At 36.2% G+C, this 13643-nt stretch carries 17 protein-coding genes; 3 read left to right on the forward strand and 14 right to left on the reverse strand.

What is annotated here, in order from left to right; all coding sequences use genetic code 11:
• Nucleotides 1-2: 2 nt before the first annotated feature.
• Nucleotides 3-236 carry a membrane protein insertion efficiency factor YidD gene (gene yidD / locus ACFOUV_RS04350; RefSeq protein ID WP_379495528.1) on the forward strand — a complete coding sequence of 78 codons (234 nt, stop codon included), beginning with the start codon at nucleotides 3-5 and terminating at the stop codon, nucleotides 234-236.
• 35 nt (nucleotides 237-271) lie between these two features.
• Nucleotides 272-559 carry a HesB/YadR/YfhF family protein gene (locus ACFOUV_RS04355; protein ID WP_379495529.1) on the forward strand — a complete coding sequence of 96 codons (288 nt, stop codon included), beginning with the start codon at nucleotides 272-274 and terminating at the stop codon, nucleotides 557-559.
• Between the two features lie 37 nt (nucleotides 560-596).
• On the opposite strand, the gene ACFOUV_RS04360 is transcribed toward ACFOUV_RS04355, so the two are convergent.
• From ACFOUV_RS04360 to ACFOUV_RS04390, 7 genes are all read right to left on the reverse strand, one after another.
• On the reverse strand, nucleotides 597-896 hold the full coding sequence (locus ACFOUV_RS04360; protein WP_379495530.1) for a hypothetical protein: 300 nt from the start codon (nucleotides 894-896) through the stop codon (nucleotides 597-599).
• A gap of 2 nt (nucleotides 897-898) precedes the next feature.
• Nucleotides 899-1321 (reverse strand): acyl-CoA thioesterase, encoded by a 423-nt coding sequence (locus tag ACFOUV_RS04365; protein WP_379495531.1) that lies wholly within the window; start codon nucleotides 1319-1321, stop codon nucleotides 899-901.
• A gap of 131 nt (nucleotides 1322-1452) precedes the next feature.
• Nucleotides 1453-1683, reverse strand: a complete 231-nt coding sequence (tlp, locus tag ACFOUV_RS04370; protein WP_379495532.1) for a small acid-soluble spore protein Tlp — start codon at nucleotides 1681-1683, stop codon at nucleotides 1453-1455.
• 105 nt (nucleotides 1684-1788) lie between these two features.
• Complete coding sequence (locus ACFOUV_RS04375; RefSeq protein WP_379495533.1) at nucleotides 1789-1935, reverse strand: FbpB family small basic protein; 147 nt, start codon at nucleotides 1933-1935, stop codon at nucleotides 1789-1791.
• A gap of 66 nt (nucleotides 1936-2001) precedes the next feature.
• Complete coding sequence (locus tag ACFOUV_RS04380; protein ID WP_379495534.1) at nucleotides 2002-2595, reverse strand: TlpA family protein disulfide reductase; 594 nt, start codon at nucleotides 2593-2595, stop codon at nucleotides 2002-2004.
• A 915-nt stretch (nucleotides 2596-3510) separates the two neighbouring features.
• Complete coding sequence (gene acnA, locus ACFOUV_RS04385) at nucleotides 3511-6222, reverse strand: aconitate hydratase AcnA (RefSeq protein WP_379495535.1); 2712 nt, start codon at nucleotides 6220-6222, stop codon at nucleotides 3511-3513.
• Nucleotides 6223-6493: 271 nt separating this feature from the next.
• Complete coding sequence (locus ACFOUV_RS04390; RefSeq protein WP_379495536.1) at nucleotides 6494-7591, reverse strand: ATP-binding protein; 1098 nt, start codon at nucleotides 7589-7591, stop codon at nucleotides 6494-6496.
• 234 nt (nucleotides 7592-7825) lie between these two features.
• On the opposite strand from ACFOUV_RS04390, the gene ACFOUV_RS04395 reads away from it, so the two are divergent.
• Nucleotides 7826-8284, forward strand: coding sequence for a DUF2621 family protein (locus tag ACFOUV_RS04395; RefSeq protein ID WP_379495537.1), 459 nt, complete (start codon nucleotides 7826-7828; stop codon nucleotides 8282-8284).
• Nucleotides 8285-8317: 33 nt separating this feature from the next.
• On the opposite strand, the gene ACFOUV_RS04400 is transcribed toward ACFOUV_RS04395, so the two are convergent.
• The 7 genes from ACFOUV_RS04400 to ACFOUV_RS04430 all read right to left on the reverse strand — a co-directional run bounded on the left by ACFOUV_RS04400 (nucleotide 8318) and on the right by ACFOUV_RS04430 (nucleotide 13597).
• Nucleotides 8318-8785 (reverse strand): CcdC family protein, encoded by a 468-nt coding sequence (locus ACFOUV_RS04400; protein ID WP_379495538.1) that lies wholly within the window; start codon nucleotides 8783-8785, stop codon nucleotides 8318-8320.
• Between the two features lie 65 nt (nucleotides 8786-8850).
• Entirely contained in the window at nucleotides 8851-9276 is a 426-nt protein-coding gene (locus ACFOUV_RS04405) for a Na(+)/H(+) antiporter subunit B (RefSeq protein WP_379495539.1), read from the reverse strand.
• Nucleotides 9277-9342: 66 nt separating this feature from the next.
• On the reverse strand, nucleotides 9343-10047 hold the full coding sequence (locus ACFOUV_RS04410; protein WP_379495540.1) for a cytochrome c biogenesis CcdA family protein: 705 nt from the start codon (nucleotides 10045-10047) through the stop codon (nucleotides 9343-9345).
• Between the two features lie 271 nt (nucleotides 10048-10318).
• A complete protein-coding gene (locus ACFOUV_RS04415; protein ID WP_379495541.1) occupies nucleotides 10319-10540 on the reverse strand; it encodes a YneF family protein in 222 nt (73 codons plus the stop codon).
• A 46-nt stretch (nucleotides 10541-10586) separates the two neighbouring features.
• A complete protein-coding gene (gene sirA, locus ACFOUV_RS04420) occupies nucleotides 10587-11045 on the reverse strand; it encodes a sporulation inhibitor of replication protein SirA (protein WP_379495542.1) in 459 nt (152 codons plus the stop codon).
• A gap of 171 nt (nucleotides 11046-11216) precedes the next feature.
• Nucleotides 11217-13220 (reverse strand): transketolase, encoded by a 2004-nt coding sequence (tkt, locus tag ACFOUV_RS04425; RefSeq protein ID WP_379495543.1) that lies wholly within the window; start codon nucleotides 13218-13220, stop codon nucleotides 11217-11219.
• Between the two features lie 143 nt (nucleotides 13221-13363).
• The gene (locus ACFOUV_RS04430) at nucleotides 13364-13597 is read right to left on the reverse strand and encodes a DUF896 domain-containing protein (protein ID WP_379495544.1); all 234 of its coding nucleotides are present in this window, start codon (nucleotides 13595-13597) and stop codon (nucleotides 13364-13366) included.
• Between the last annotated feature and the right edge of the window lie 46 nt (nucleotides 13598-13643).

Here is a 13643-nt window from a genome sequence, read left to right on the forward strand (position 1 = left end):
TTATGAAATATTTATTTATTGGCCTTATTAAATTTTACCGGGTAGCAATTAGTCCTTTTACTCCTTCCACTTGCAGATTTTATCCATCGTGTTCGGAATATGGGTTAGAAGCTTTCAAGCGTTTTGGTGCAATAAAAGGATCCTATCTGACCGTGAAAAGAATTAGCAAATGTCATCCCCTTCATCCTGGTGGCGTTGATCTCGTTCCTGAGAAAATGGCTAAACGTAACAAGTAGCATGCGCATTCAAACATAAGAGGGAGTTGCTGAAAATGAAACTTGATATTAGTAATGAAGCTGCGATTTGGTATAAGGAAGAACTGGATATTGACGGTACAGAAGAGATTCGCTTTTTCGTCAGATATGGTGGCGTAGGTGGTAAAATACCAGGTTTTTCGCTCGGTGTGAAAAAGGATCATCCGCAATCGGTTCATACCTCTAAAAATGTGGAAAACATAACGTTCTATGTAGAAGACGCTGATGTTTGGTATTTTGAAGAGAGTGATTTGAATATAGAATTTGATGAACAGCGCAAGGAACCACTAATGAAATATGTATAATGGATATTCATTATAAAAGGCGTCTTATGGACGCCTTTTATAATTTAAATTTTTCTATTTGATCCCATTTATTTTCCTTTTGTAATACTTCCTTTTGATAATCACCAAACAAATCAAAATGGGGATATTTTTCATCTCTGTGAATCCATTGTTCATGAAGACCATAGGATTTACCCCAGTTTTTGAGTTTATCTATATCACTGCAACCTACTTTTGTCACTGTGTTACAACCTGGAAATCGATCATCAATCCAAAAATGAGTTAAAAAGTCTATCTCTCCATTTTCGACATTTTTCTTCCACGAAATTAACTCACTTCTTTTTAATCCAAATGCCATCCCTATTCTCCTTCGATTTGAGTTATATATGCTTCATGCCATTCAGGAAATGATCTTCTTAATGAGATTGGTCGAAATGAATCTTTTTTGACAACAGCATGTTTGGAAAATCCACTCACCGCAATATCACCTTCAGCATTGAGAACCTGATACCCATATACAGTCCTAATTCCATCATATTCTTCCAACCATGTTTCTACATAGGCATCTTCACCATATCGAATGGGCTTTTTAAATGTAATCTGAGCATCAAGTACAGGAGAAACGACATTATTTTCTTCCATCTTTGCATAACTCAATCCAAGTTCTTCTACATATTTGGTTCTTCCTATTTCAAACCATACCAAATAGTTTGCATGATAAACAACACCCATTTGGTCCGTTTCCTGATATCTTACTTCTATTGGTGTTCTTGATTTTAACAATAACGCTTCCCCCTAGTTTCCAAGTTTATTTAATCGTATCATAAAATAAGTAACTATCGGAATATTAATGGTCTGTAACCTCATGAAATAAAATACCTCAAATCGTAATGATTTGAGGCTGATCTCTGTATTTAATCATTTTGGTTATGATATTCATCTTTTATTTCGCTGCGAAACCCTTCAATTGCTTCTTCTCTACGCTTATTTTTCGCTATGATTTGTTCTTTCTCCTGACCACTTGAAAATTCCATAGTTTCATGGGCTTTTTCGATATTTTGAATGGTGTCCTGTACCATATCCTGCAACTTCTCTACATTATCACTACGATCATCAGGTTTGGGTTGATACTGTTTATCTGTCATTTTAAGAACTCCTTTCTACAATAAGATACGCTTATTTTTTCATTAAATCCTATTCCTATACAAAAGAATGCTGCATTCCAAAATATTGGAATACAGCATTCTTCCCTAATTTTCATTTGTTTTTTTAACGGTTTGATGCATTCGCATGTCCAAATTATGTTCGATTTTCTCCATTAGCATGCGATCCTGCAAAATCTGTTTTCGGTTCTCGGCAACTAATTCGTCAAAACTAAGCTTTTTCTTAAGAGACATGGCAATCCACCCTTTTTATAAAGAGTATTACCAAAACTTAAGAATTTTATAATAGATTAAATTAATTTAGTTTAGTTTATGAACCATTTCTTCCATGAACTCATATTCCATTGGACCAATCCTTCTCGTCTGTTGAACGATTCCATCTGTTCCGATAAAATAGGAAGTCGGAGCAGCATGAATTTTGTATTGTTCTGCAACAGTCTCTTCACGATCCAAGGGTACAGAATAAGTAAATGAAAATTCATCTATAAAGTCATGGACATCTTGTTCACTTTTTTCCATATATGTTAAATTCACTGCAACGATTTCTACTTCATCCCCAAATTCCTCATAGAATTTTTGCATTTCCGGCATTTCTTCACGACATGGCGGGCACCAGGTATACCAGAAATTTAAAATTACTTTCTTTCCTTTTAGATCGGAGAGTTTGAATTGCTCCACATTTAGAGTTTCTAATTCAAAATCAGGAGCTGCTTCTCCAGGCTCTATACCAATACTTTCAACTGGGGCAATTGCTCCGCCTTCTACATTGGTATCTCCTGTAACATCATATATATTAGGTTCGGTTTTCTTCTCAAATTGCTGTTCTATAAAGTTACCGATTACAATTCCTGCTAAAACGAGTAACATAGTTATACCAAACATCTTTTTAAACAATATGTTCTTCCCCCATTACTGGCATTTAATTACAAAAAGTTTGTCTATCTTACTTATCGTATGTATTTATTCAGCATTTGTAAAGAGAGTCAGCTTATTGTTCTTAAAATAGTCATTAATAATTAACTCAACTTTCGCACCAATAAAATAAGTTCGAACAGTTAGCCGGGTTAAATTTAGAATGTCTCTAATCTTTGCTAACTTTGATAAAAAAGGCTGGTTTTGCACTGTTTATAGCCTCTTAATCATCGCAGAGTTGAGATAAAATGCGAACTAACTACTTTTCCCGCCGTCCGGGATCGCTCTGGGCGGATGCTTTCCGCGAGCACGGCCTCAGCCTCCTCGAGAAAACCACTCTGCGGGGTCTTCGGACACGTGCTTTTCCCGCAGGAGTCACCGCCCGCCGCTCACCCGGACTAGTGAAGTTATATGTTGTTATTTTAGCTCTGCAAGTATAGTAATTATTTGCAACCTTCTAACCAGCTCTGGGAAATACACGGAGACTCCTACGGGAAGAGAGGCATAGGTGAGACACTGAAATGCGCCAGCATGAAGGGGCTCACCAGCCGCCCGTGGAAAGCGAAGTGTATTTCCCAAAGCGGTCGCCAAAGTTTCTGCATACTGATAGAAAACAGCAGTTACTTCGCATTTTATATAAAATGCGATGGTAAAAACAGAGAAATTAACGAAAAGGTCCTTGAGTATAGATGTATTCAGACTGCTCAGCGCTAATTGTTAATCCAAAGTTAACTTGATTAGTGTAGCTCCAGTCCTCCTAATTCTACCAAGGCTTATTTATCCATTTCACTCTGCGAAAATTGAGTAATTAAGAATGAGTTTGTATAGCTGGGTAGGCTTTTTTCACAGCATAAAAAATACTCCGGCGATATGCACGGAGTATTTTCTAAATTACTTCTAGACTTTCAATTTATCACGCAATACCATGCGAAGAATACCACCATGACGGTAGTAGTCGATTTCCACGTCACTGTCAAAGCGGGCAACTGCATTGAATTTGGTTACTTTTCCTTTTTCATCCGTTGCAGTGACCTTCACTACATCTTGCGGACGAACAGTCTCATCAATTTCCACATTAAATGTTTCTTTTCCAGTTAAGCCAAGTTTTTTAGCGCTTTTCCCTTTTTCAAACTGTAATGGTAGTACACCCATCATGACCAGATTGGAGCGGTGAATACGCTCAAAACTTTCAGCAATAACCGTTTTAATGCCTAACAGATTCGTACCTTTTGCAGCCCAGTCACGGGAGGATCCCATACCATAATCTTTTCCACCCATGACAACAAGGCCAGTTCCATCTTGCTGATATTTCATGGCTGCGTCATAGATTGGCATAACTTCACCTGTAGGCCAGTAAGTAGTATAACCACCCTCTGTACCAGGTGCTAACAGGTTACGAATACGGATATTGGCAAACGTACCACGCATCATAATTTCATGGTTACCACGACGAGATCCATAAGAGTTAAAGTTTCTCGGTGATACCCCTTTTTCCTGTAAGTGTTTACCTGCAGGCATGTCTTTTGCGATTGCGCCGGCTGGTGAAATATGGTCAGTTGTTACAGAATCACCGAATAGACCAACGGCACGCAAGTTGTTTAATGGTTCAACTGTTCCTGCTTCTGGTGTTAAACCTTCAAAGAATGGTGGATTTTGAATATATGTTGATTCGCTATCCCATTCAAATAACGGTTCATCGGTTGTTTCAATCTCATTCCATTTTTTATTGGAATCAAATACATTTTCATACTCTTTACGGAAGATTTCTGGTGTTACAACACTTGCAACTTCCTTTTTGATTTCTTCCGATGTAGGCCAGATATCATTCATATAGACCGCATTGCCATCCTGATCTTTTCCAAGCGGTTCTTTCGTTAAATCAATATCAACCGTACCAGCCAGTGCATATGCAACAACTAATGGCGGAGATGCGAGGTAGTTAGCTTTTACTAATGGGTGAATACGACCTTCAAAGTTACGGTTACCTGATAGTACAGATGAAGCAATCAAATCACTATCCATAATTGCTTTTTCAATTTCCTCACGTAGTGGACCAGAGTTACCGATACAAGTCGTACAGCCATAACCAACAAGGTTGAATCCTAGCTTGTCAAGATACGTTTGTAATCCTGCATCTTCAAGATAACGAGTAACTACCTTCGAACCCGGTGCCAATGAAGTCTTTACATAATCTGGTACTTTCAAACCTTTTTCAATAGCTTTTTTAGCAACCAAACCTGCTCCAAGCATTACATATGGATTGGATGTATTTGTACAAGATGTAATTGCGGCAATTGCCAGTGCACCTGTTTTCATTGTGCTCGTGTTACCGTTAGGATGCTGTACAATTACCTGTTTATCAAATTCTGATTTGTCCATTCCAAACCCTTGGTTACCTTCAGGTGCTGTAATTGCTTTGTTGAATTCTTTTTGCATATTGGATAAAGCAATTAAATCCTGAGGACGTTTAGGTCCGGATAGATTAGGTTCTAATTCAGAAAGATTAATCTCGATAACCTTCGTATACTCTGGGTCCGGTTGATCAGATGAATACCATAGATCATTTGCTTTACAATATGTTTCCACTAAATCAATCTGGTCTTCACTACGACCAGTAAGACGAAGATAATTTAATGATTCTTCATCAACTGGGAAGAATCCACATGTTGCACCGTATTCTGGAGCCATATTGGAGATAGTAGCTCTATCAGCCAACGGCATATCTTCCAATCCAGGACCAAAATACTCTACAAATTTCCCTACTACACTTTGTTCACGGAGAACTTGGGTTACTTTTAATGCTAAGTCTGTCGCAGTTATTCCATTAGGATAGCTACCGGTAAACTTCACGCCGATGACTTCTGGTGCAGGGAAATAAGATGGTTGGCCAAGCATCCCAGCTTCTGCTTCAATACCACCAACACCCCATCCAAGCACACCTAAACCATTAATCATCGTTGTGTGGGAGTCTGTACCTACCAAAGTATCCGGGAAGGCATCATATTCTCCGGATTCATTTTCCAACGCATGAACAACATTCGCAATATACTCCAGGTTCACCTGATGCACAATACCTGTTGCAGGAGGAACAGCGCGATAATTATCAAACGCTTTTTGAGCCCAATTCAAAAATTCATAACGCTCTGCATTACGTTCAAATTCCAAATCCATATTTGCTTTCAGTGCATTGGCTGTACCATACTGGTCCACCTGTACGGAGTGATCAATTACAAGATCTACTGGTACTTCTGGATTAATTTTATTAGGCTCTCCGCCTAAATCAACCATTGCTTTTCTTAGAGAAGCAAGATCAACAACTGCTGGCACACCTGTGAAATCCTGTAGAATTACTCGAGATGGCTTAAATGGAACATCTGTCCCAATTCCTTTTTTTGTGCCCCATTTTGCAAGCTCTTCAACATGTTCGTCTTTAATTTGACGTCCATCATGTTGACGTAATAGAGATTCTAAAAGTACACGGATGGAAAATGGCAAACGCCCTACTTTACCAACTCCAGATTCTTCCAGGCTTTTTAATCGGTAATAATTATACGTTTTCCCGTTTAGATCAAATTGTTTTTTAGCATTATAAACATTACTGTCAGTCATATTGTTACCCCTTTCATTTCCTTCTTTTTCGCCAAATTTCCCACTACTAGTAAGAAAAATATTCGACAAACTTTTCCCTTTTTAAAAATACTCTTAATCATTAATAATTAATTAGACCTTTAATACTAATAATATAGGAATCTACATGATAAAACAAATGATTATCGCAAACTACTATATATAAATATGTTATGTATAATGATAACCTTTACTTATAGCAAATTAGGATGCAACTAATAACAAGTTATCATAATAAATTAATCCAAAAATATTATTTAGAAAAAACTAATTGAAAGGTACTTCCCTTTATTTTATTTTGTTTAATTTTTAAAGTTGCATTATGGGAGTCAAGAATCTGCTTTGAGATTAAGAGCCCCAAACCCGTACCACTTTGTTTCGTGGTAAAGAAAGGTTCACCAAGTTTATGTAAGATGTCATCTGGTATGCCGTTTCCTTCATCCGCTATTGATACATCGACGCTTTCGTGATTACAATTCACTGAAAGGGTAATTTTCCCCACTGTATGCATTGCTTCAATCGCATTTTTAACCAAATTAATTAATACTTGCTTAATTTGGGAACGATCACAGTATATTTCTCCATGAATTGGTTGTTGAACAACAAGGTCAATATTTTTTAACTTTGCTTGTGGCTGCAGCAGTACAATCACATCTTCAATCATTTGTTCTACACTTTCTTTTCGTCTATTTTCCGTTAAGGGCTTCGATATAAATAACAGTTCCGATGTTATTGCTTCTATCTTATCAATTTCGTCAATCATGACATGAAAATATTCTTCTTTGTGACTAACCCCAGCTTGCAATAGTTGTAAGAAACCTTTTAACGATGTTAAAGGATTGCGAATTTCATGGGCTATTCCTGCAGCCAACTGACCAGCAATTGTCATTTTTTCAGAACGAACCATCATTTCCTCTGTTTCCTTTTTATACGTAATATCTTTCAAATATGCTAAAATATAGGTGTCCGTCCCATCAACATATTGTTCAAACTTACAATCCAGTAATATATATTTTCCGTCGTTATTAAGGACATTTATATTCACATTCTTTTTATCACCAGGATATTCACGTACCTGCTTTCTTACATATTCAACATCTTTTAGAGGGATTTTTTCATACCAATACGTGCCAATCAATTCCGACACTTTATAACCAATAATTTTTTCAATTGCTGTTGTTACATATATCAACTTTCCATCCGTATCTGCTAAAATAAACACTCCGTCACTGTTCATATTAATCCATTCCAAAATACGATGCGGCAGTTCAGAGACATCCTTGATATTGCGCAGATTATCAGGTTTCTTATCGTATTTAGGAGATATATCGTCATTATTATTTATTTCCATACTTGTTCCCCCTTCCAAATTACATTTTTCTATATATATGTATGATTATGGCGAATAGAATATGATACTTGTCTATACGGAATATTGACATTATAATATAAGCAATGTCTTTTCAAATCTACTTATTATTGGTAATCTTACTACAAATATAATGAAAAATAAATTAATTATTAAAATATTAACTACTATTTGAAAAATAAAGGCTTAAAACTAAGAAAGAATCAGGTGAAGAAGATGTCAGTAATAATTGTACTATGGGGATTTTTGCTTATTAGTCTAATGGCCATCGGCGGGTTTTTTATGTTCCGGAAATTTCTCAAAAAACTGCCAAAAGATGATGGGAAATCGGTTATGGATTGGGAAGAATTTTATATGGAAAAGACCAGACACATGTGGGAGAAGGAAGAAAAAGAATTACTCGAAGAATTAGTATCACCTGTTCCTGAGCTATTCAGGGATGTAGCAAGACATCGAATAGCTAGCAAAATCGGAGAAATTACGTTAGAGAAAGAACAAGACTATATTAGTCAACGCACATTAATCGAAGGTTATATCTTAGCAACACCAAAACGTGATCATAAATTTTTGAGAAAAAAGCTGAAACAAAAAAGGATAGATGTTGAACCGTATGAATATCTCTTTAAATTATCAAAATCCAATTACAATGAAAACTGGGAAACAAAATATAAATAAAAGATAATGCGCTTAACATAACAGTTAAGCGCATTATCTATAACTCAGCTTTTTTAATTGCATAAATTGATATAGCATTGTAATTCTCCAAGTGAAAATCATTCCAAAAGCGAGCATAAAGAACATCCCACTCGTCTCACCGAAAGAAATCTGACTTCCGACAATTAGTTTGATAATCATTCTAGCAATCAGAAGAGCAATTAAAATAAGAGGAAATGCCTTAGACGGAATTAGAAAAATATCATTGCCTCGTAATTCAAACTTAGATGATCTAATAAGGAATATGGAAAAGAACATGCCCACTAGAAATGCCTCGAGTACTTGAATCCAAGAGATTTGGAACACCGGAAAAGCAAACATCAGGGCACCTGTACTCATAAAGAGTGGTGGCAAAATTATTTTTTTTACGGAAGCTGGTTTTTTCGCTGCTTTTAATCGGACTACTATCATTGCAGCAGCCATGAATGCTGCGACAACTGTACTTGCAATTAGCCAAAACATATCATATCACTCTCTCGTAAACAAGTGTCACTATAACAAGTATATTAGTCAAGGGAATTCGCAAATTATTGATCTTCTGCAATGGTTAAAATAATTGTCATTACGACACCAACAACAGTAAAGTAAACTCCGAAGTCAAACAGCATAGCGGTAGCTAGTTCCACTTCCCCAAATACAGGAAACGTAAAGTAACCAAATGTTTGGGATAAAAATGGTACATTAAAGATAAATGAACCAACACCAGTTGCAACTGCAATTAGTAATCCAATTGGAATGAGCATCGTAAAATTGATTGGTAGCATTTTTCTTACCGTATTAATCCCATATGCCATATTTAACAGTAAAATTGCTCCAGATGTCATCAAACCACCGACAAACCCACCACCGGGTGAATTATGCCCTGCAAATAGTAAATATACTGCAAACCCCAATAGGATAAAGGCTATTAATGATGTTGTCGTTTGTAAAATCATATTATTTGGTTTGTACATAAATATATTCCCCTTTATAGCGCATGTGATATATATAATACTAATATATCATCAGTTAAAAATCCATTAAAACCCCGAAAAACCAAACCATCCTGCTAAAAATGCAGTAAGTTTTGTCATCCAATCAAAGAACAAGGCAACACCCATAAATATCATTACCCATCCGCCTATTTTCACGATGCGTGAGCTGTGTTTTTTTATCCAGCTTAACTTTCCTATAAAAAAGGATAAAAGTAAGAATGGAATTGAGAATCCTAATATATAACTGATCATCATAACCATCCCTATGTCTGGATTGGTTGCAGCCAAAGAAAGTACAATAGCTAAAATTGGACCTGTACACGGAGTCCAGCCAAGAGAGAAAGCCATCCCTATTATAATAGATCCAAAAAATCCTGCTGGTCGGTTTTTGAAGTTTATTTTTCTGTCTTTCATTAGAAATTCAAAATTTAATACACCGACAATTACCAGGCCAAAGAATATGATTAAAATTGCACCAATCTGTCGAATCATATCTTGATAAGTTAACAGGAACTCAGAGATATGAGTAGTCGTAAAACCAATCATGATAAAAATACTGGAAAAACCGATTAGAAAACATATCGTATGTATTAAAGCTTTCTTGTTCATCCTCTTATTGTCATCTTTGAGTTCGCTTACACTCATTCCGGTAATATAAGATAAAAACACGGGATATAGTGGCAGCACACAAGGCGAAATAAAGGATAAAAATCCCGCTCCAAACGCGAGAAATACATTTATCTCTGACATAAAAATCCTCCTATCTGTCCATAATCAATTTTAACAGATACAGCGGTAAAATAAACCATTTGAATTTGACAAAAAGAGGAATATTTTAAACGACTTGAAACGATATTCATTTTTAGATAAATAAAAACCACTTCTTCTGCTACAATTGTCTCAGAAAAAGTGGTTAGGAAGTAAGATTAACCAAAATAATTGCTAATATTACGATGAAAAATTATTCAATATGAAAATTCATGTATATTAAACGATGCGATAACACCTGAAGATTCAGGCGTTACTTCTCGCTTTGGCTATTCATGGAACGCATCATTTGATTAATTTTCTTTTGGGATGGTTTTTGCCCCATTTGCATCATTAAAGTTCGAAGCATCTGCTCATTAATCGGTGGATTCTTTTTCAGATAGTTCATCATATATTTTCTTGCAATAAAAAAACCAAGAGCAACACCAGCAATTAATGCTGCTATAGCAATTAGTACGACCCAAATTGTGCTCATTTCTAGATTTTCCTCCTTCGTGTTGTCTCTTATACAGTATATTAAATTAGCGGTAAGAATACAATACTTGTCTTACCCTATCACTATTTTTTTGAGTGATCGGAGAAATCCAGCCATAATTTGGTACATTTTTCCCTTTTACAAACAGATAAGGGTAAAAATCACGAATAATTGGAAATAATAACATAACGGCTTCTTGTAGATTACGGCATCTGAAATTTAATAACCCATTTTCTATCTGGACCAGGATGGACTGTCCTTTTCGTTTAATATATATTATTTGTCCAACCGAATGAACAGTTATATTTTTTGGTGCATGATTATTCAAGTGAGAAATAATTTCCTGATATTGAACTTGACGAGTAATGTATAAGTACTGGGATTTTAAATCACTTCTGCTCGGTTCAGCTTCATATTCTTTCAAAAATCGTAATAGAATATCACTTTTATGAAAGTAACTTTTGGCAACTTCTTCTTCAATCCAATAAATAGAGTACTCATTCATTTCTATATTCCTCCCTCTTATCCTCTATTATAAATAAAAAGGGAACAAAATATTGTCACATTATAACGCAAATTTCAACTACTTTTGTCGAATCCAGAGCGGATTACGTACGAGTGTGCTTTTCTATAAAAAAAGCAAAAAGATGGCTCCAGAAGGAACCATCCTTTAATGCTATTTTATAACTTTTTCAACATGGCTGATTACATTTTCCACTGTAAAGCCATATTCTTCTATCACTTTATCGCCATTAGCCGAAGCACCGAAACGATCTATTCCGATAACAGCTCCTTGGTCACCAACATAACGTGCCCAACCAAATGATGAAGCCATTTCGATTCCAACACGTGCTTTAACTTGTGGTGGAATTACTTCGTTCTTATATGCCTGATCCTGTTGTTCAAAACGATCCCATGATGGCATACTTACAACACTTACATCTATACCCTTCTCTTTTAGAGCTTCTTGAGACCTTACTGCAAGCTGTACTTCAGAACCTGTTGCAATTAGTAGTGCATCAGGTGTTTCTTTATCTGATTTACTTACTACATAGGCACCTTTTTTAACACCTTCATATGCATTTTCTTTTGTACCTTCTAGTGTAGGTAAATTTTGTCTTGTTAAAACTAATGCAGTCGGCTGATCAGTAGATTCGATTGCAAGTCTCCATGCTGCCTGTGTTTCATTTCCGTCAGCAGGTCGTATCAATGATAGTCCAGGAATTGCACGTAATCCTGCTAATTGTTCGACAGGTTCATGTGTTGGCCCATCTTCTCCAACCGCAATAGAATCATGTGTAAACACATACGTAACCGGCACATTCATGATAGAAGCTAAACGAATTGCTGGTTTTAAGTAGTCACTGAAGACAAAGAATGTACCAGCATATACGTTGAGACCACCGTGTAATGCCATACCATTTAGCGCTGCTCCCATCGCATGCTCACGTACACCAAACCAGATATTTCTGCCTGAATAGTCTTTACGCGTGAAATCAGCATCATCATTCAAGTTCGTTTTATTTGAACCTGCTAAATCTGCACTTCCTCCGAAAAGATTAGGAACTGATTTTGCAATTCCATTTAGAACTTCACCGGAAGATGCACGTGTTGCAAGTGCTTTATCTTCAGGCTTATATACAGGAAGATCTTTGTCCCAATTAGCAGGCAGTTCACCTTTTAATGCTAATTCAAATTCCTCAGCAAGTTCTGGATATTTTTCTTTATAGTTTTCAACCAAGTTATTCCACTCGGATTCTTTCTCTATACCATTGTCCACAATTTTCCCTTTAAAATCTGCATATACCTCTTCAGGTACGTGGAAATCTTCATGTGTCCATTTGTAATATTCTTTTGTTAACTTCACTTCATCCAATCCAAGTGGTGCACCATGGGAGGATGCAGAAGCAGATTTATTTGGTGAACCATAACCAATAATCGTTTTAATTTCAATTAAAGTCGGTTGTTCTGTGTTAGCTTGAGCCTCTTTAATTGCGCTTCGGATTGCATTTAAATCGTTACCGTCTTCTACTTGGATAACCTGCCAACCATAAGCTTTGAAGCGTTGATCTGTATTATCAGAGAAGGAACGGTTTAAATCACCATCAAGTGAGATATCATTGGAATCATATAGAGCAATTAATTTCCCGAGACCTAAATGTCCTGCAAGTGATGCAGCCTCATGGGAAATACCTTCCATCAAGTCACCGTCACTAACAAGAGCATATGTAAAATGATCTACTACAGATATGTCCTCTTTGTTAAATTTTGCTCCAAGATGTGCTTCTGCCATTGCCATCCCCACAGACATGGATAGTCCTTGACCAAGTGGACCGGTTGTAGCTTCAACACCATCCGTATGGTTTACTTCGGGATGTCCTGGTGTTCTTGAATCCCATTGGCGGAAGTTTTTTAAATCGTCAATTTTAACGTCATATCCGGATAAGTGGAGCAAGCTGTAAAGCAACATAGAACCATGCCCGGCAGATAGTACAAATCTATCTCTGTTAAACCATTTTGAACTTTTTGGATTGTGATTCATAAAATCCGTCCAAAGTGTGTATGCCATCGGTGCTGCCCCCATAGGTAGACCTGGATGACCTGAATTAGCTTTTTCTATTGCATCAATAGATAATGTACGAATCGTATTAACTGATAACTGTTCGATATTTTCTGACATAATATTACTCCTTCCATTTTTTAAGGAAATTAAGTATCCACATACATTCTATAATGAAATGTCGTTTGCAACAAGTAATTTCTTGTAATTAGTTTATCAACCAAATTAATTTGAATGATTCTTAAATCTTTTTTTGGTATTCTTTAGTGTTTTTTGTTTCTTTCTTGAAGATCTCGAACTTTTTGTGGGGTTACATCATTGCCTTCTGGATCAACGACGGTCATTGTTTTAAACTGATTTTTGAATGAGCTTCTAACATTATTTAAATACTCTTCTCTCAGTTTTTTTTGTTCCACTTTTTCCTTATCGGATAAACCTTCATTTTTAGATTTTTTTGCCAATATATTAATCCGCTCCAGCTTTTCTTTTGATAGCATTTCTTTACCCTCCCGGTAAATTTAACAAAATTAAAAAGGCGGGAAT

The sequence above is a fragment of the Oceanobacillus longus genome, from assembly GCF_042650085.1.
Taxonomy (GTDB): domain Bacteria; phylum Bacillota; class Bacilli; order Bacillales; family Amphibacillaceae; genus Oceanobacillus; species Oceanobacillus longus.